The sequence below is a fragment of the Anaerobiospirillum sp. NML120448 genome (assembly GCF_023050945.1).
Classification (GTDB): domain Bacteria; phylum Pseudomonadota; class Gammaproteobacteria; order Enterobacterales; family Succinivibrionaceae; genus Anaerobiospirillum.
The window spans coordinates 1-20153 of the sequence record NZ_JALKIM010000002.1 but is presented as its reverse complement, the minus strand read 5'-3'; the positions used below and the strand labels follow the sequence as shown (position 1 = coordinate 20153).

The following is a 20153-nucleotide window of genomic DNA, read 5'->3' as shown; positions in this document are numbered from 1 at the left end:
ACTCCTTTATCTATTAACTAAGCGTTATGCTCTTTAATTAAGCTGGCAAAAAGATCAAGCTCAGCTTGGTCATAAGCACTGCCATCAGCCTTAAATAAATCATGGAACCAAGTCTTAATGTAATCTGGGCTAGCTTGCATAATTACTGGCCAAGGTAAATGAGTTTGGGTTTTACCATTTACTAAGCCCCAGTTGTATGCACCAACTTTATGCTTAGCAAAGATAGGAAGAATATCCTCAACTGTTGACTGAGCATGGCGAGCAAGCCATTCAGTACACATAATAGGACGGTTGAGTGGCTCTAAAATAGCTAAAGTTTCTTCAATTACGTCTTTTGGTGAATATGCATGGAAAGTAATGACATCAGAGAGTTCTAAAGCCATCTTATCGATTTCGTGATCGAAAATCTTTGGAGTTCTGTCAATAAAGATCTTCATATTACGCCAAGCACCAACAGTTAATGGCTGGCTAGGATCTTCATCACGTACCCATGAGACAGCTTGTCTGCAAAGCTCTAAAGAGTGCTCGGTTAATGGGCCTTGGAAATGAAGCATCTGACCATCATCGCCGAAAATACCATCATTACTTGGCTCATTGTATACGTCCCAAATTAAGATACGCTCATCGTCCTTAAAACGACGCACAATGGTGCGAATGTATTCCTCTACTAAAGGCCAGTAAAGCTTCTGAGTCACAACATTACGACCAGGGCTTGCAGCACCACGAGAATTATGAACACCAGGACGTGGTTCACCTTGGAAACCAATATAAGGATGCTCACCAGAGAATCCGCAATCATCCATTAAGGTCAACATAGTGTGAATGCCACACTCGCTGGCAGCAGCTAAGAATTGATCAATACGCTCAATTAAGCCTTCTTTGTCGTAAAGATAGACAATAAAAGGTAAATTAGTGCGTAAGGTATTCATACCAATACTTTGAGCATAGGAAAGCTCACGTTTAATAGTAGGTAAGTCAAAAGTTTCTTTGGCCCACATTTCATTCCAGTTTACAGCTGTAGATGGTAGAAAGTTCATACCTACAAACCAAGGACGCTGTGCAGCCCAAGCATTGATTTCCTCTTCTGTCCAACGGCGTTTCATAATTAAAGCTCCCTTTCCTTATAAGACAAATGCTTTGCTAATAAATTAGTAAATCATGTAAGCATTTACTAATATTATTAGTAATAAAATGTAAGAAAATAGTGGCCACCTTAACAACTAAAGATGGCCCCACAAGTTATCTATAATCGGCTATTGAATAATTCTGAATAAGGCAATAATAGCTTAAATATCTAAGTCATCATGACTTAACAAGCATGGGATTCTAATATTTAAGATTAGAAATTGGTAATTTAAGATGAACTAATACAATTAGTTGTCACTGCTGATTGTAATCAATTTTATTTAAGTATTACTAATATTATTAGCTAGTTTTGACACTTAGCTCACACTTTTTTATAATTTTGACGATCATACTAAAATAAGTAATTTATCTTGTTTTTAGTACAAACATCGTTATTGCAGCTACTAATGGAGCATCACCGCATGGCATCTAAAGTAACTATGAGCATGATTGCTCAAAAGGCACAAGTATCACAGCCTACTGTTTCTATTGTGCTAAACAATTCCGATGCCGTGTCAATTTCTGATGAAACTAAAAAAAGAGTACTCGATGCTGCTCGTGAATTAGGCTATACCAAAAAATCCACCCCTCGCCGTTCTTCTCATAAGCAAGTAGTGTTCATTATTGATGGCTCTTTATATTGCTATGACCATTTTTTACTGACCATTAATGCTGCCATGGAGCGAGCTTTAGATCTTAATATTAGTTTGAAAACTGTAGCTACTCTTTCTACCAAAGAAGGAGAGGCTATGATTAAAGATGATATTGCTAGTGGTGATTATGATGCAGCCATTGTGGCTACTAATATGACCTCAGACAATTGCTCTTTATCTCAATTGCCTATACCTACTGTTTATCTTAATTGCCACCCTAAGGACAATAACAATGTTATTGCGGTACTGCCTGATGACTATCAAAATGCTAAAAAATTAGCTCAAGCAGTAGCTCCTTACTATAAACATCCTTTAATTATTGCTGGCGATAATTGGATGAAGGCTACCCAAGATCGCATTAGTGCCATTAAAGATGCTTATCAGGACAACAATATCAATCTGCTTTTAGACGATGTTCAGTATTGCTCATGGTCATTACGAGAGGCTTGTAGCTTAGTAATTGAAAAGCTAAAAGAAGAACCAAGTTATGATATTATTTTCTGCGCCTCAGATTATGTTGCTCTAGGTGTTTATCAGGCACTTGCCTTACTTAATATGAAAGTAGGCAAAGATATAGCTGTAGTTGGTTATGACAATCAAGCCATCTGTAAAGAGCTAAGTCCACAGCTTACCTCAGTTGAATTGCCTTATGATGCTATGTCCCGTCTAGCTGTTGAATATGCATATGCTCTGGCTAGCGGCAAACAAGTAAAAAAAGAAAAAATTCGTACTCTACAAGGAGAGCTATTTATTCGAGCCTCATCTCCCAAAGCTCGCATCAACCTCTCCTAAATCTCCACTAAACACCACCCAAAAAAGTAAGCTACCCTAGCTTACTTTTTTAGCCCCCTCCTACAGCCTCGGCTACGCCAGTGCCTGCGGCAGCGGCTGCGGCCACAGCCACTACCACCTCTCTGAGGCAACCACAGCTACTGCTCAGCCATAGCCATAGCGAATATTAAATTAAACCAATATGCTGAAAAAACAACTTATCACGCATTTTCATTTCTGGAGAGAATCTTGCGCAAGCTATAGCATTTTTCAGAGTTAAAGTCTCTGGACAATCAAACCACTTTATAAGCTCAAACCATGATGTATTATTGAGCCATGAGAGCAAATGCTTATGCTCTTTAACGATAGTTTTTTGGCCAGGAACATTCTCATTGGCAGCAATACACTCAGAGAGTTTTTCTTGACACTCCCTAATTAATCTGAGCAAAGACTCTCTGATTGAAAGTGCATAAAATTGGACAAATAATCGAGCCGTATAGCGGCTTTCATCTTGCACTTGAGTATTAGCATCAGCTGTATGCTGTTTGTTTTCATTATAAAAACATACAACACCATTGCTCTTACGATGTAGCTGTAAAGCTTGATCAATAGTTAGATCTATATTTGACAATAAAACAAAGCAGCAAAATTCCCTGCTATATTGTGCTATTGCTCGAGAATTAATATCCCATTGACCATTTTCAGTCAAAACAAGATATTTCTCTCTAAATTTAACCTGATCTGCAGTTAACAAGCTATCATCATTGCACAGTTTGAGGATTGATTTGGCCTCAAGAGAAATTTTTTGGAAGTTTTCCTGATTCCTATTACGCTCAGAAAAGATATATAGGTAATGAGGTCTACAAAGAATGCTCTTGTTAATTTCCTCATTATCTCCCCCAAAAGTCTTAAGCAAAGACTCATTGCTAAGTTGTATTTTTTTACACGACACAGCAGGGTCACACTCACAACAGCACTTAGGATCTAGTTCAAACTCATACGGATCTTCTGGGAAGTATTCCTTAAATAAGCTAAGTGAATTACTGATACGTCCTAGGTAATTAACGCCATCTTGATCATATTGAACAAGATTAGACTTTTTCATAAAGCCATTAGCACTTACCAATAAGTAATCAGCAACCTCTAGACTTCTTAAGTACTCAGTTGCATATTGGGCAAAGCTTTCATCGCTAATATTAGTTGGAACGTTAAATAAAGCTAAAGGATGATTATCTAAAGTATAAAGAGCTATCACCTTTTTAGCATTGCCACAAGAGTCCTCATGGCACAGAGACCCTATTGCATTAAGATTGTCTGATTCTGTAGGGACAATAGTTGCATCGTAGGCCACAAAGATAGTTTCTCCTGGATGGTCGTTAACATAGCGACTTACCCTTGCTGCAAAAAAGCTATGCATAGAACTGTGGTCATGACCCAAATTTTCAAAAAGATCATTGTATACAGCCTCAGTCATGCCGTCAGTATATGGGTAATCATGGTGTAATTGATCATGATAAATTCCAGTGAATGATTGGCCATTGTTTAAATTAACAAATAAGCCTAAAGATCTTATCTTGTCAGCAATGGAAATATCTGCAACCACACTCTCAATATCTTCTTTGAGACCAGCTTGCTTCTCAGCAAAGAGTAAAAGATCCATAGCACTATGATGGGTTGCATCAGTACCGATATTGGATACCTCAATCTTATTTGAGGCTTCATCAACAGTAGGATTAAGAGCAGCAGGAGCCGTGTCCTTGATGCTCTCATTAACTAGTGCTTTTTGTTTATGAGGCTGAGCCTTGCTTCTTGTTTTGACAAGTTCAGAATCTGGAGATGCCTTTTTTCCCAGTAATCTTGATGAAACATAAACCATGTTTTTCTTTACAGGATCCCATCTTTTAGTAATTTCCATTACATAAATTTCGCCATTTTTTTGCTTACGCTCATTAATGTAGACAGTGTCTTTTCCTGAAGATTTACGGCCCATGATTTGTAATCTCTGTTAAACAAACTACGACATTGTATCATACCTATATTGTCATGTTTTCTTAAAAATATTAGCCCTTAATGCATCATGTTTTCAAAATATAACATGACACTATATTCTAACTTTTATAATAATATCTACTGACATAAGCTTAAGGCTAGCTACTACCATCAATAGCCGCCATCCTTGCGCCTGATACTTAGGTTTTATCCTACCAAGTTTAGCCTAATCTAGTACATTTATTAGGACTTTGTTGAAGGCTGGATAACTTTTTACTTAAATTGCCAATAATAAATCCCAACTGCCAGTCGCTCGTATTTTTACACCCCCATATATAAGCCATTCTTAGTGCGCTTGATAGTTATTTTTTGTCCTTAGAGTGCCTTTTAAATCAATCTTACCAACTTCTAGTAATACACTTCCAAACAACACTTTTATCAAAACACTATTGGCTGGTTAATTGGTTGGTTGTTTGGCTTTAGTAATTGGTAACTTTTAGCCAGCAGCTACTGAACTTGCCTTTAGTTTTCTAATCTATCTTGCTAACTATGTGCTAAGGATCGTTGCTATGTACTTATATGATGCTATTACCAGTTGCACTTTTTATAATGCCTTTAACTATAAAAATAGAGCTAGCCGCTCAGAGTTTTGGCAATTTGTAGTGTTCTGGTTGTTTTGCTCTTCTTGTTTGTTCTTGACCTCTGTTGTCTGTGATGTCAACACCGTTTCCCTATGTGTCATCATTCTTTATGGTATGTGGATTTTAGTAGTTGCTACTATTAGAAGATTACATGATGTTGATAAGCGTGGCTGGCTGTTGATGCCATTGTTTTTAGCTATCATTCACCTGATAGACACCATTCTTTACGCAGGTCCTGAAAACAAGCTCAACTATTTAGTTATGGATACACTAATATTGAGCTTTTTTAGTATTAATTTATTAATAACATTATCAAAAGTAGGTTCCAATGAAGATAACCGTTTTGGAGTCCCTAGAAGCATCATTATTGACAGCTCTAACATCAATCAATATAAGATTGAGAACAATGTCCTGACAGTGATAAAACCAACCCCTTATAAAAAGATCCGCAAATAATTTTCAGCTTATTTTAATGAGCGATTTTGAGCCAAGATTCAAGTTGCCAACCCCATTCTAATCACTAAGTTACTGTGATTAGCTATTTTGTGAACTGGATCAAATTTCTTTTTAGATTGTTCCTGACTAATAAGCCTAGGTAATGCTATTATTAATACAATGTCATCTTGTGGAGCGGTAACGTGTTTTACACAAAATTTACCTTAACAAGATATCAAGCATAAGAATCTCCTTCCTAATGCGCACTTTCTATATACCGCTGAAAGTATCAATTCATGTACTTAAAACGTGCTCTTAATAAGAAATTTTAGCTGTATTTGGTTAGCTGATTTAGGAAGTATATTTACCAGCAAATAATTGTAGTTTAGTTGGTTTTAAAACACATTTAGGTCGAGTAATCCTTTATTTACTCAGAGCCTTAACAGGCCACGGTTTTTTTATTTAAAGATTAAGCACTAGTTGCTAGTCTTATTTGATTTGACGCTTACATAGATTAGGATGGGTCTGATGTTAAAGAATATCGTTTCTTCACAAAATGCTCAATTCGTTACCGCTTTTGGTATCTGTATTGTTCTCACTGGCGTTGCTACTATTGTTTCCAGCGCGTCTCAGCCAGATTATGCTGTAACTTTAAGACTCTCCCACGCCCGCTCCGCTGGCTCAATTGCTGATTTAACTGCCTTTAAGTTTAAGGAGTTAGTAGAGGCAAATTCAGAGCAGCAAATCGGCGTTCAAATCTATCCTAACAATGGTCTAAGCAGCGGCGATCAATCCCGTGCTATTGATATGTTAAAGGATGGCACTATTGATATTCAGATCTGCTCTGCCACCGATTTATACAATCTTGACCAGCGTTTTGGTACTTTCTGGTTACCTTTCTTATTTGAAAACGACGACCAAATTAACTATTTTGTTCAAGATCAAAATGTTAACGAAATTTTAGGCTCTTGGTTACAACCTCACGGCATTGACCTTTTAACCATGTACTCTGCCGGTGCCCGTCAAATCTCCAACAATGTTCGTGAGATCACCTCTCCTGAAGATCTTGAAGGCATTAAGTTCCGTGTTCCTCCATTTGAGGGTGCATTAACTACTTTTGAAGCCTTAGGTGCTCAAGCAGTTAAGATGGACTTTAGCGAAGTAAATCGCGCTCTTCAAAATAATGAGATTCAAGGTCAAGAGAGCAATGTAGCCTCCTTTATCACTAATAAGCTTTACAAAGAGCAACCATTCTTAACCTTATGGAATGGTATTTACGATACCCAAGTTTGGATTGCTAACGATGAGAGCTATCAGAAGTTATCTGATGATCAAAAGGAAGCATTTAACCAAAGCTTAAAAGAGACCATGGCATGGCGTCTCAACCTTTCTACTGAGTTTAAAAAGCTCTACTTAAAGACCTTAGAGGAAAGAGGCGTTAAGATTACTTCCTTAACTCCAGAGCAGATTGCCCTCTTCCGTGAAAAGGCCTTACCAATCTATGAGCGTTACATTGAGAGCTTAGGTTTAGAGACCTTAAACTTATTCTTAAATAACCAAGGTTTAGACCCAGATAAGGTTAAGACCTTATTACCTATCGAATACCACGTACAAAAGAGCGCAGAGCAAGCCGCTCAAGACACTATTGATACCATCCCAGAGGTTGTAACCAACGTAAAGGGTGACGTTCTTGAGGCCGTAGAGGCTGCCCCTGCTGAGGCTGTTCCAGCTGAGCAAGCTGCCCCTGCCGAGGCCGCTCCAGCTGAGCAAGCTGCCCCTGCTGAGGCCGCTCCAGCTGAGCAAGCTGCCCCTGCTGAGGCCGCTCCATCCGAGGAAGTTGCTCCTGCCGAGGCCGCTCCAGCTGAGCAAGCTGCCCCTGTTGAGGCCGCTCCAGCCGAGGAAGTTGCCCCTGCTGAGGCTGCTCCAGCCGAGGAAGCCGCTCCTGTTGAGGCTGCACAAGCCGAGGAAGCTGTCCCTGTTGAGGCCGCTCCTACTGAGCAAGCAGCTCCTGCTGAGCCAGTTCCAGCTGAAGAAACTGCCCCTGCTGAGGCCGCTCCAGCTGAGCAAGCTGCCCCTGTTGAGGTCGCTCCAGCTGAGCAAGCCGCTCCTGCTGAGGTTGTAGAGGTAGTTGAGACTGAGGTTGTAGAGCAAGTTCAAATCGAGCCAAAGCTTGAGCAAGCTGTAGTAGAGCCTATTGCTGAGGGTGACATTGCACCAAAGCTTGAGCAGGAAGTTTTAGCTGAGGCCCCAGAAACCGCTGATGATCAGGCTGTAGAAGCTTTTGCAGCTCAAGAGACTCAAGAAGCAGTTGTTTGCCCACCAGCTGCTGAGGAGCCAGCTGCAGGCCCTGTTGAGCCTGTTGCAGCACCTGCACCAGCTCCAGCTAAGCCAGTTAAAGGCCACTTAGTTGAAGATACTCCAAGCGTAAGCGGCTTTAAGCCAATTGTTGAGGACGTACCTAGCGTTTCAGGTTTTGACTCTTTAGTTGAAGATCGTCCATCTGTACAGGGTTTTGAGCCTGTATCAAGACCAATGCACAGCTACCAGGCTCCAGTAGGATTTGATGTTCCAGCTGTAATTAAGCCAGTACAACCTGTTAAGTTACCAAAGCCAATTAAGAAGCCAGCTCCAGTACAATTACAGTACATCCCTGTTGGCGAGAGCTCTATCCAATACATTGAGGTAGCTCCAGGTAAGTTCCAGGCCGTACAGATGATTCCTGTTCAGCCAGTACAAGTTATTCCAGTAGACATTAAGGCTCCAGTAATGAGCCCTGTAGTTGAGGCTCCAGCTGCTCAGCCTGATATGCGTCCTATGACTCGTCCAGCTCATGCTCCAGCTCCAGAGGAGTTCCACAAGCCAGTAAAGGCCCCTTTTGCTAAGCCTTTACCAGCTCCAGTGCCAACTCCAGTTGGCCCAGCTCCTAAGGCTGCTCCTGCTCCAGTAGCAGCTCCAGCTGTTGCTGCCGCCCCAGAGCCTGTAGCCGCACCTGCTGTTGAGGCTGCACCTGCTGAGGCTGTAAAGCCAATGACTTTAGAGGCAACTGAGAAGCACGGCCCTGCTGTAGCTGACTTACCAGAGTCTGCTCAGGCTCCTGTAGAGCCAGCTGTTCCAGCTGAGGCTCAGGTAGAAGAGATTCCAGCTGCTGAGACTACTGTAGCTCCAGCTGCCCCTGCTGTTGAGGCCAAGTAAGATTCATAGCTTTATAAGCTAAACTTTTAAAAAAAGCCCAAATATTGAACAATATTTGGGCTTTTTTGTGCCTGTAAATTTATACTTAACATATTTATGTTGCTCAAATTTGGTATTTAACATACATTTAACATTACTTCTTGATTGGTCTTAATCCAAATTTAATAAGATAATCGCCACATTAAAAGCAGCTAGCTTATCAATGTATGATTAGACGAAACTGTTGAGCTTCTTGCTTTTGTTACAAGCATTTTGAGGTTTTTTATGATTTTTTATGTAGAAGATGACAATAGCATCCGTGAAATTGTGCTTTATACCTTAAATTCTATGGGATTTGAGGCTCAAGGATTTGCTGATGGTCAAAGCTTTCTTAAGGCCTTAGAAAATCAAAAGCCTTCTTTAATCATGCTTGACGTTATGTTGCCTGATTATGATGGCGTAGAGCTTTTAAAACTTATTAAAAGACAAGCTAAAACTAGTGATTTACCAGTTATTATGGCAACAGCACGTAGTGCTGAAATCGAAAAAATTCAGGCTCTTGATTTAGGTGCTGATGACTACTTAGCTAAGCCTTTCTCTATGATGGAAATGGTCGCTCGTGTCAAAGCTGTATTACGTCGCTACAAAAAAGAAGAGCCAAAGAACTTAGTAGCAGGTACTTTAACCTTAGACGAAGGCAGCCATGTGGTTAAAGATGGTGATCGTATTATTGAGCTCACTTACAAAGAGTATGAGCTCTTAGCTTTATTATTAAAACACCAAGGCCGTGTTTATAGCCGTGAGCAAATTTTAGATTTAATTTGGGGTCACGATTACGATGGCGAAAATCGTACCGTGGATGTTCATATTAGAACTTTACGCTCTAAATTAGGCGACGCTGCTAATCTTATTAAAACCGTACGTGGCGTAGGTTATAAGCTCGAATACTAAATACTTGTTAATAGTATTAACTAATAAGGCCTAAGCTATAATGATTTTGAGAGTCAACGCTGCATAGAACACTCTTTAAAATCACTGTGGTGCTTAGGCCTTTTTTATTAAAGGTCTTTATTGTGCGCAAAAAGATATTTCATGCCTTTTTAAAGTTATCAGTGGGTTTACTAATTATTTTATCTGTTGCCGCTGTTTTGATTCATCAGTTTTTAAAGACTCAAGATGAAATCAAACATCTTGAGAACTTTGGAACTATTATCTCTAGTGCTATTAATAAGCATGGCCCTGACTTTTTAGAAGATGCCACTTACGATTGGGTAAGAATTACCATTATTAATCCTGATGGTTCTATCTTATACGATAGTGAGGTTGATGCTAAGCACCTAGATAATCACCTTAATAGAGAAGAAGTAGAAAGAGCCCTCTTAGCTGGTCAATCTAGTACCAGACGCTTTTCTGATACTCTGCAAAAGCAAACTTTTTATCACGCTATTAAGTTAAATTCAGGACAAGTACTGCGCCTATCCTTTACTAGTGATTCCTTATATCTTTATACCCAAAAATTTACTATTTTCTTAATAGTAATGATGGTATTACTCACTATTGGTTGCTATTACGTAGCTACCCTCTTATCGCGCTCTATTATTGAACCTATCAATAAAGTTAACATTAATGATATTCGCTCTTTATCAGAGCCAGAAAATAACACCTATGTCGAATTGCAACCTTTCTTATGGCGTATTGGCATGCAACAACATAAGATTGATGAGCAATTCCAAGAACTGCGTTTAAGAAGTAACGAATTTCAAACTATTACTAAAAGCATGTCTGACGGCTTAGTGTTGTTAAATGCTAAAGGTAATATTGTTTCTATCAATAAGATCGCCCGTAAGATTTTTGGAGTAACTAAAGAAAACTGCATTAATCAAAGCTATAAAGCTATTGATAACTCCGATTTCATTCAAGAAATGATGGATCTAGCATCAACCGAGCCTAAGCAGACCAAAACTGTAGAAAAAGACGGTCGTGAGTTTGAGATTCGCTTTGGTAAGATTAACGACAATGGTACTTGTTTAGGCTATGTCTTAATTATATTTGACGTTACTGAAAAGAATCGTGCCGAACAGATACGCCAAGAGTTTACTGCTAACGTATCTCATGAGCTTAAAACACCACTACAATCTATTATTGGCTACTCTGAGATGATGGCTAATGGCTTTGTACAGAGTGATGACATTAAGCACTTTGCCTCTCGTATCCATAAGCAAAGTTCACGTCTTAAGACCTTAATTGAAGATATTATCTTCCTCTCTCATTTAGATGAAGGCCAGATAGCCATTATGGAAGAATTATCTGTTAAGACTATTTGCCATGAGGTATTTGAGAACTTACAGGAAAAAGCTCAAGAGCGTCAGGTAAAACTTCGTATTCAAGGTGATGATATCTGCTTTGTGGCGGTAAATCGCTACATTTATGAGCTCATTTATAATTTAGTAGACAATGCCATTCGCTATAACAAAGAGCAAGGTAAAGTCACTATTTCACTACACTCTACCAATAACAAATACTTGATAACTGTATCTGATAACGGTATTGGTATTGCCCCTCAGGAGCAATCTCGTATTTTTGAGCGCTTCTACCGTGTTGATAAGTCGCATTCGCGCCAAACAGGTGGTACAGGTCTGGGTCTATCCATTGTTAAGCGTGTTGTCCTCTATCACCATGGCAAAATTCGTATTTCTAGTAAGCTCAATGAAGGTACTGTCTTTACCATTACTTTCTATAAAGACAAATTACATGAGCTTTATGATGAAAATAAGATTAAACAGGATGCTTTTTTACAAAAGAGTCGCAACGAGACTGATCCTCGCATCGACATTCACCATCCTTTAGAGTCAGACCCTATCACCACTGATGATAGTGCATCTAAACTGGAAACATCAGCTACAACCAAGGCAGAGGGTACTGACAAGGAGAATATATCTAATGCTAAAGAGCTCCAAGCGGTAACTGACAGCTAATAATGCCACTACCTTTTTTGCACATAATGCCCTGCACACCATAGCCCTTAGCTAGCACCTAAGGGCCAAGGGCCAAGGGCCCAGCGCAGAGAGCGGAGCGCTTTGCGTCCTGCGCTTAGCGCTTGGAGGTCAAAAAAAAGCTCTGATAGTTCTATCAGAGCTTTTTTTTCATTAGCTTGGAATAACCATGCCCTCTTCACGCATGCGAGCAATTTTATAGCGTAGCGTACGCGGACTAATACCTAGCTTATCTGCTACTGCCTGACGATTACCCCTACAATCTACCAAGGCCTCTAAAATAGCCTGATATTCTTGTTGCTTGAGCTCACCACCTAAAGAACTTGGAATCTTTTGATTACGGACAAAGTCCATTGGTGACTCTTGATCGGCACTTGCTGTATTAGCATCTACTGGAGCTTGTCCAGATGGAGCTTCATTAGGAGCAACGCTGGCTTGATTAGCAGCTCCCATCATATTGTTTTGGCTAAAAGCACTAGGGATGAAAGTATTGTTGCCCTGACCAAATCCTTGAATATTTGGGATAAAGGTATTAAAAGGCTGGCTACTAATAGCACTATTATTAGCTACAGCACCGCCGCCCATATTATTAGGCATAGCGCCCTGCGGCATGGCAGCTCCTGCTGTCATGGCTGCTCCTGGTGGCATGGCGTTGGCCATGGTGCCTTGTGGCATGGCAGTATAGTACATATTGTTTGGATTAGACTGGACTTGCTCTTGGGCTAAGACTGGGGCAATACCACTCATAGCCTGTTGCTGAGCACTGCTAAGAGCCTCGTCTAAAATTAAATCACTAGCCTCAATCACATTGCCATTGCAAATGATTAAAGCACGCTGCATAACATTCTCAAGCTCACGCACATTACCTGGCCAGGAGTAACTCTCTAAACGGGCAATAGCCTCTTTAGATAACTCAGGAATAGCACGGGAATTTTCACTGGCATGACGCTGTAAGAAGAAGCGAGCTAAAGGCAAGACATCGCCAATACGCTGGCATAATGGCTTCCAACGTAATGGGAAGACATTTAAACGGTAATAGAGATCTTCTCTAAATTTATTTTCTGCAACTGCCTGTTTTAAATCACGATTAGAAGTAGCTAATACACGTACATCTAAGGCAATAGTTTTACGACCACCTAGACGCTCTACTTCTTTTTCCTGAAGTACACGTAACAGCTTGGACTGTAAGTTTAAGTCCATCTCAGTGATTTCATCTAATAATATGGTACCACCTTGAGCTTGTTCAAACTTACCAGGACAGGCCTGTACAGCTCCAGTAAAAGCTCCCTTTTCATAACCAAAGAGGGTAGACTCAAGCATGGTATCAGGAATAGCAGCACAGTTAATGGCTACAAAAGGACCAGAGGCACGAGGGGAATTATCATGCACATAGCGTGATAATACTTCCTTACCAGATCCAGAAGGGCCTGTAATCATAACAGTAACATCAGAGGCAGCAGCTTTGGCGGCTAGTTGTAACAGCTCACCAGTACTTGGATCTTCCCAAATAGGCTCTCTTTTGGTGATACGTTTAACAGGCACATAACGTGATACTTGGTTTAACAATACCTCTGGGGCAAATGGCTTAGCCAAGTAGTCAATAGCACCGTCACGCATGGCCTTAACTGCGCCATCAATGTTGGCATAAGCAGTCATCAGCAAGACAGGCATTTGAGGGTACTTATCACGAATGGAGCGCAATAAGGTATGTCCATCCATGCCATCCATTTGAATGTCAGAAATTACCATATCAACATTGCGTTTTAGCAATATAGATAGAGCCTCATCTCCATTGCTAGCCTCAATACAAGCATAGCCTGTAATCATGAGGGTATCAACAATAGCCTCTCGTAATTGGCTATCATCATCTACAACTAAGATTTGACTTTGATACATTTTCAATACTCGTAGTTCTGACAAAAAAATATTAGCTAATTAATCTTGTGACGATGCGGAACATCGATCTCAACATGGGTAAAACCATCATTAAGACTATCTGTTTTGGTCTGCTCTAAAGCAGCTTTTTGCGCTGCAAATTGTTGCTGATGTTTGCGAGCATAAGCAGCAAAAGCCTGTGATGTGGCATTATTAGCCTCATTAGCAGCCTGCTTGGAAATACCTTCGGCAGTAGGAGGTAAAGAACCAAAAGATGGTGTCGACAAGTTGTCATTATGACTAAATGCAGAGGAATGAGCAAAACTTGCGCCGCTTTGTAAAGACTTATCCTCAGATATTATATTCTCATTAGCATAATGGTTTTGATTAAAAATAGCAGCAGCCTGTTGCTGCATGGCTATATCCTCAGATAGCGATCCTAATTTACTATTCTCAATATCGGTGTCGCTATCAGCATTAACAACTCGTATGCTTTTAGTGCCCTCAATAGTTCCAATACCAATAATATGGCTATGATGCTCATCTTGAGCAGCTAGGCCCATTTTATCTTGAGCACCACGTAGCATAGAAATTTGCTGCTCATTGATGCTAGGCTCATTCACGCTTGCCCCATTGATGCTTGGCTCATTCACGCTTGCCCCATTGATGCTTGGCTCATTCACGCTTGCGCCATTGGCGCTTGGGCTGTTCATGTCTTGAGCATCTTGATTAGCGCTGGATGCTTGGCTGTTATTAGCTGCCAATTCACCATTATTTGATACAGAATTTTCTGGGGCGCTATTTGCCACCACCTGGTCTGATTCAAATAAAGGAATAGCAATATTAAAGACGGTAGCAAAAGTTTCATTCCATTCATCTAAAGATAGCACGCCTTGGTGTACTTTAGTAACAGCGCTCACCACAGCTAAACCTAGTCCTGTACCAGAACTTTTTGAGGTATAAAAAGGCTCAAAAATTTTTTCTTTGAGTTCATCAGGAATTCTAGGGCCATCATTAGCCACGCTAAAAACCACGGCCTCTTTAGTACGGGTTAATTTTAAGATAATTCTCTTAGCACCCGCTTCAACTGCATTAGCAATTAAATTACTAAGAGCTCCTGTTAAAGCAGTAGCATTTCCCATAATAGACATTGGCCCTTCGTCTATTTGGGTTGCCATTTGTGCACCACCTTTGGTAAGTACAGCCGTAACATTGTTGCAAGCTTGTTCTACTAATTGAGATGCATCAATAAGAGCAACAGTCTGCTCATTAGAACGAGCAAACATTAAAATGTCACTTACTTGAGCCTCTAAGGCCTCAAGGCGTGATACCAATTTTTCTTGGAATCTCTTTCTGGCCATGGGCTGTAAATTAGCATTACCTAAATTAGCTGCATAGAGCATGGCAGCAGAAAGTGGAGTTCTAATTTGATGGGCTAGGCTGGCAGCCATACGGCCTAAAGAAGATAAACGCTCCATATGAGAGAGCTTATCTTGAAGCAAACGGGTCTCAGTCAAATCATTCATTTGAATTAATTGACCAGAGCTCAAAGACACTGTTGTTACTTGCAGTCTTTTGCCATCACGAGTAGAAATCTCATGACCATCATCGTTGCGTGGCCTAAAAACTTTTGAGATCACCTCAACCCAGCGACGACCTTGTAAAGTCTCTTCACCTAACAAATTTAAAGCAGACTGATTGGCCTTAACAATAACACCAGTCTCACTGACTACAATGATAGCGGAGGTAGTGTTATTTACTACCTCTTGTAATAAAGCATAATCATTTTCTTGAGACTGACTCATATAAATGCCCAATAAATCTTTTGAAGATGAAACATTAGCAGGTTATTGAAAAGATCTTACCTACTCTTATGTAGTTTGCCAAACATATTTTCTAGAGAGCTTAGCTTAAACTTTTTTTGTCCATATAGATCTTATTATGCCATCTACTTTGGGTATGTTCCACAAAAAAAGGCCTTAAGATCGTGATCTTAAGGCCCTTAAATAATATGACTTACGAAAAAATTTTAGCTATTAGCCAATGTAACGACGAGCGTTAGCAAAGAGGCGCATCCATGGGCTAAACTCACCCATATCATCTGGGTGGTAAGAGTTAGCAATGGTACGAACTACACGCTCTGGGTGAGGCATCATAATAGTGAAGCGACCGTCTTGAGTAGTTACAGAGGTAATACCATTTGGAGAGCCATTTGGATTTAATGGGTAACGAGTTGCTACCTTACCATAGTGGTCAACATAACGTAGAGCTACTAAGTTAGCATTCTCTAATGATTGTAAGTGCTCATCAGACTTAAACTCAGCACGACCCTCACCATGGGAAACCACGATAGGCATTAAAGAACCTTCCATACCTTGGTAGAAGATAGATGGGCTCTTTTGAACCTCAACCTGAACAAAACGAGCCTCGAAGCGCTCAGACTTGTTAGTAACAAAACGTGGCCATAAGGAAGCACCAGGGATTAAGTCACGTAAAGTTGACATCATCTGGCAACCATTACATACACCTAAAGCAAAGGTATCCTTACGATCAAAGAATTGAGCAAACTCGCTCTTAGCCTGATCATTAAAGAGAATAGACTTTGCCCAGCCCTCGCCAGCGCCTAATACGTCACCATAAGAGAAGCCGCCGCAAGCTGCAAAGCCCATGAAGTCCTTTAAGCTTACAGAACCATCAAGGATTTGAGACATATGAACGTCAATAGCCTTGAAGCCTGCACGAGTAAAGGCGTGAGCCATTTCAGCTTGAGAGTTAACACCCTGCTCACGTAAGATAGCTACCTTTGGAGCGCTACCTACATTGATAAATGGAGCGGCTACATTTTCCTCATTATCAAAGCTTAACTTATAGGTTAAACCTGGATCCTTCTCGTCAGCCTTGTCTTCAAATTCTTCCTTAGCACATACAGGATTATCACGTAAAGCTTGCATGTGGTAAGTAGTAGTAGCCCAAATAGTTCTAAAGTGAGTGCGAGTGTTGTTAATTACATCCTTGCCATCACGAGTAAAGACAATGCGATCATCGCTACGTAAAGAACCAATTACATAGCTAATATTAGCTAAGCCGTGACCTGAGAGGATATTTAATACCTTCTCCTTGTCCTCGCTCTTAACTTGGATTACAGCACCTAATTCTTCGGCAAATAAAGCAGCTAAATTATTAGAAGCTAATTGATCTAAAGCTACCTGAACACCAGTGTGACCAGCAAAAGCCATCTCAGCAATAGTAGTGAATAAACCACCATCAGAGATATCGTGGTAGGCAAGAATTAAATCAGACTTGTTTAAGAACTGAACTGCGTCGAATAAGCCCTTGAGACGGCTTGGGTGATCTAAGTTAGCGCAGGTATTACCTAATTGGCGATAAACTTGAGCTAAAGCAGAACCACCTAAACGGCCTTGACGCTCACCTAAATCAATATAGATTAAGCTAGTCTCGCCCTTATCAGTACGTAATTGTGGAGTTAAAGTCTTACGTACATCCTCAGCACGAGCAAATGAGGAAATAATTAAGGACATAGGAGCAACTACGGTGCGAGCTTGACCATTCTCATCCCAAGAGGTCTTCATGGACATAGAGTCCTTACCAACTGGAACAGTTAAGCCTAGCTCTGGGCATAACTCCATGCCTAAAGTCTCTACGGCATCAAATAAGCCAGCATCCTCACCTGGGTGACCATTTGCAGCCATCCAGTTAGCAGAAAGCTTAACACGATTGAGATCGCCGATATAAGCAGCAGCAATATTGGTAATAGCCTCACCTACAGCTAAACGTACAGAAGCCTTATGATCAAGTAAGGCTACAGGGGTACGCTCACCCATAGCAGCAGCTTCACCATTGAAGCTATCATAAGAAGCGGCAGTTACAGCTACGTCAGCTACAGGAACCTGCCAAGGGCCAACCATCTGATCACGAGCTACTAAGCCAGTAACAGAGCGGTCACCAATAGTAATTAAGAAGGTCTTTTCAGCAACAGTTGGTAAAGCTAAGACACGCTCAGCTGCCTCAGTCTCATTAATACCTTGATCATTAAACTCAGGGCTATTATGAGTTGCATGTTCAACTTTCTTGAACATACGTGGTGGCTTACCTAAGAGAATATCTAAAGGTAAATCGATTGGGCAGTTATCAAAGTGATCATCATGTAATACTACACGGCGCTCCTCTGTAGCTACACCAATTACAGCATATTGAGCACGCTCACGCTTACAGAAAGCCTCAAATACTGGGAACTTGTCCTCGTCAACAGCTAATACATAACGCTCTTGAGACTCATTACACCAAATCTGTAATGGGGACATGCCTGGCTCATCATTAGGAATAGCACGTAACTCAAAACGGCCACCTACACCACCGTCGGATACTAACTCTGGCATAGCATTAGATAAGCCACCAGCACCAACGTCATGGATGAACATAATTGGATTATCAGCGCCTAACTGCCAGCAAGCATCAATAACTTCTTGGCAACGACGTTGCATTTCTGGATTGCCACGCTGTACAGAGGCAAAATCTAATTCCTCTGAGGACTGGCCAGAGTTCATGGAAGAGGCAGCACCACCACCTAAACCAATATCCATTGCAGGGCCACCTAAAACGATGAGCTTTGCACCTGGATTGATGTGATCCTTTTGAATGTGCTCACGACGGATATTACCCCAACCGCCAGCTAACATAATTGGCTTGTGGTAACCACGAATTTCAGTACCGTTGAAGCTTGAAACTTGCTCTTCATAAGTACGGAAATAACCACATAAATTTGGACGACCGAACTCATTATTGAAAGAAGCAGCACCTAATGGGCCTTCAATCATAATGTCTAAGGCAGAAGCGATACGGCTTGGCTTACCAAAGTCGTGCTCCCAAGGCTGTAAATAGCCAGGGATCTTAAGGTTAGATACGCTAAAACCACATAAACCAGCTTTTGGCTTAGAACCAACACCAGTAGCACCCTCATCACGAATTTCACCACCAGAGCCAGTAGCAGCACCAGGGAATGGAGAAATAGCAGTTGGGTGGTTGTGGGTCTCTACCTTCATTAAAATAGGCATATCCTCTTCGTGGAATGTCCACTCACGAGTTACGCTATCAGCAAAGAAACGACCAGCCTTAGAGCCTTCCATTACCGCAGCATTATCACGGTAGGCAGATAATACATAGTCTGGGGTGCTCTCAAAAGTGTTGCGCACCATGCCAAATAATGACTTATCTTTCTCAACGCCATCAATTTCCCACTTGGCATTAAATACCTTGTGACGGCAGTGCTCAGAGTTCATTTGAGCAAACATATAAAGTTCAATGTCGCTAGGGTCACGGCCTAAACTCTTGAAGGACTCTAATAAGTAGTCCATTTCCTCAGAGTTTAAAGCTAAACCTAACTCAACATTAGCCTTTTGTAAGGCCTCTTTACCACCTTCACTAAGAGGGATTTGCTTGAATGGAGCAGGGCTTTGCTCGCTAAATAAACGAATAGCGTCATCAAAAGAATTTAAAACTACTTGTACCATGCGATCATGGATTAAAGCAGCAATAGTTTGACGCTCTTGTTGTGTAAAGGAAGAACCTGATACTGGCTTAATATAGTAAGCAATACCACGCTCAATACGGTGAATCTGGGTTAAACCACAGTTATGAGCAATATCGGTTGCCTTGGTAGCCCAAGGAGAAATAGTGCCGATACGTGGAACAACTAAGAAAAGTTCACCTTGATCCTCATGAGCACTATCAACTGGACCATAGGTTAAGATCTTTCCTAAGACCTCTTTTTGGCTATCAGTCAAAGTCTCTTTACAATCGATCAAGTGAACATAAGCAGTGCTAATGCCACCTACCTCAACTTGTGCTTGACGCAATGCCAATACGAGTTTATCAAGCTTATAATCGGATAAAGCCGAAGAGCCACGTAAAATATCCATTGAAAAAATCCTGAATAAAAGGCAACTAACAATATTAAGATGCTGTATTTTATCAGAATCGCAGCCTTCTCTCACCCTAAAAGGCACTTAAAAGCACAAATTTAATGTTAAATTCGATTAATTACTAACATAGATCGTTTAAAATAATGTGTTGCCCATATTAATTTCTCTTAAAGTTAAATGGGAATTTAGTTAATATTTTGATGAGCCTATATTCTGCAATAGTACAGTTCACACTAGATTTACGCTCATACAGTGTTGCTCGCTCGGGCATTGCTCCCTAGAGCACACACTTAACTGCCTTATTATTTTTCCCTTCATGGCCAAAATATTAGTCAACTACTCCATCCTAAAATGAGCCTAGCTCATTTTCAGGATGGAGCTTGAAACTTCGGTTTTAGTTGAGCAGAGACAATTACGACACAGAGAGATTTAGGTCTCAACCACCTTGGGGTGTTTACCAAGCCCCTCGCTCTGGGCGTATCTGTGCCGAGTCTATGGTACTTTTACGTTATATCTTGTTAGGCATTATGTTTGACAAGATATGGCGCATTAAATTTATTT

At 40.7% G+C, this 20153-nt stretch carries 10 protein-coding genes; 5 read left to right on the top strand and 5 right to left on the bottom strand.

Features of this window, described 5'->3' with window-relative positions:
• Positions 1-17 precede the first annotated feature (17 nt).
• On the bottom strand, positions 18-1103 hold the full coding sequence (locus MXE38_RS00665; protein ID WP_246909997.1) for a cellulase family glycosylhydrolase: 1086 nt from the start codon (positions 1101-1103) through the stop codon (positions 18-20).
• Positions 1104-1547: 444 nt separating this feature from the next.
• Between MXE38_RS00665 and MXE38_RS00660 the strand changes: the two genes are divergently transcribed.
• A complete protein-coding gene (locus MXE38_RS00660) occupies positions 1548-2570 on the top strand; it encodes a LacI family DNA-binding transcriptional regulator (protein ID WP_246909995.1) in 1023 nt (340 codons plus the stop codon).
• 166 nt (positions 2571-2736) lie between these two features.
• Here MXE38_RS00660 and MXE38_RS00655 read toward each other — a convergent pair whose 3' ends face one another.
• Positions 2737-4539 carry a hypothetical protein gene (locus MXE38_RS00655; RefSeq protein ID WP_246909993.1) on the bottom strand — a complete coding sequence of 601 codons (1803 nt, stop codon included), beginning with the start codon at positions 4537-4539 and terminating at the stop codon, positions 2737-2739.
• A 568-nt stretch (positions 4540-5107) separates the two neighbouring features.
• On the opposite strand from MXE38_RS00655, the gene MXE38_RS00650 reads away from it, so the two are divergent.
• The 4 genes from MXE38_RS00650 (at position 5108) to MXE38_RS00635 (ending at position 11760) form a co-directional block, all read left to right on the top strand.
• The gene (locus MXE38_RS00650; protein ID WP_246909990.1) at positions 5108-5635 is read left to right on the top strand and encodes a DUF805 domain-containing protein; all 528 of its coding nucleotides are present in this window, start codon (positions 5108-5110) and stop codon (positions 5633-5635) included.
• Positions 5636-6142: 507 nt separating this feature from the next.
• Entirely contained in the window at positions 6143-8806 is a 2664-nt protein-coding gene (gene dctP / locus MXE38_RS00645) for a TRAP transporter substrate-binding protein DctP (protein WP_246909987.1), read from the top strand.
• Positions 8807-9070: 264 nt separating this feature from the next.
• Positions 9071-9736, top strand: coding sequence for a response regulator transcription factor (locus tag MXE38_RS00640; protein ID WP_246909983.1), 666 nt, complete (start codon positions 9071-9073; stop codon positions 9734-9736).
• Positions 9737-9897: 161 nt separating this feature from the next.
• On the top strand, positions 9898-11760 hold the full coding sequence (locus MXE38_RS00635) for an ATP-binding protein (RefSeq protein WP_246909981.1): 1863 nt from the start codon (positions 9898-9900) through the stop codon (positions 11758-11760).
• A 171-nt stretch (positions 11761-11931) separates the two neighbouring features.
• Here MXE38_RS00635 and MXE38_RS00630 read toward each other — a convergent pair whose 3' ends face one another.
• The 3 genes from MXE38_RS00630 to purL form a co-directional block, all read right to left on the bottom strand.
• On the bottom strand, positions 11932-13674 hold the full coding sequence (locus MXE38_RS00630) for a sigma 54-interacting transcriptional regulator (RefSeq protein WP_246909979.1): 1743 nt from the start codon (positions 13672-13674) through the stop codon (positions 11932-11934).
• Between the two features lie 35 nt (positions 13675-13709).
• Positions 13710-15458 (bottom strand): PAS domain-containing sensor histidine kinase, encoded by a 1749-nt coding sequence (locus MXE38_RS00625; protein WP_246909977.1) that lies wholly within the window; start codon positions 15456-15458, stop codon positions 13710-13712.
• A 231-nt stretch (positions 15459-15689) separates the two neighbouring features.
• A complete protein-coding gene (purL, locus tag MXE38_RS00620) occupies positions 15690-19589 on the bottom strand; it encodes a phosphoribosylformylglycinamidine synthase (protein WP_246909975.1) in 3900 nt (1299 codons plus the stop codon).
• Positions 19590-20153 lie beyond the last annotated feature (564 nt).

What these genes read in the sequence shown, in the direction of transcription:
- MXE38_RS00640 (WP_246909983.1), top strand. Translation starts at nt 9,071, where the DNA reads ATGATTTTTTATGTAGAAGATGACAATAGCATCCGTGAAATTGTGCTT.
- MXE38_RS00665 (WP_246909997.1), bottom strand. Translation starts at nt 1,103, where the DNA reads ATGAAACGCCGTTGGACAGAAGAGGAAATCAATGCTTGGGCTGCACAG.
- dctP (WP_246909987.1), top strand. Translation starts at nt 6,143, where the DNA reads ATGTTAAAGAATATCGTTTCTTCACAAAATGCTCAATTCGTTACCGCT.
- MXE38_RS00655 (WP_246909993.1), bottom strand. Translation starts at nt 4,539, where the DNA reads ATGGGCCGTAAATCTTCAGGAAAAGACACTGTCTACATTAATGAGCGT.
- MXE38_RS00660 (WP_246909995.1), top strand. Translation starts at nt 1,548, where the DNA reads ATGGCATCTAAAGTAACTATGAGCATGATTGCTCAAAAGGCACAAGTA.
- MXE38_RS00650 (WP_246909990.1), top strand. Translation starts at nt 5,108, where the DNA reads ATGTACTTATATGATGCTATTACCAGTTGCACTTTTTATAATGCCTTT.
- MXE38_RS00630 (WP_246909979.1), bottom strand. Translation starts at nt 13,674, where the DNA reads ATGTATCAAAGTCAAATCTTAGTTGTAGATGATGATAGCCAATTACGA.
- MXE38_RS00625 (WP_246909977.1), bottom strand. Translation starts at nt 15,458, where the DNA reads ATGAGTCAGTCTCAAGAAAATGATTATGCTTTATTACAAGAGGTAGTA.
- purL (WP_246909975.1), bottom strand. Translation starts at nt 19,589, where the DNA reads ATGGATATTTTACGTGGCTCTTCGGCTTTATCCGATTATAAGCTTGAT.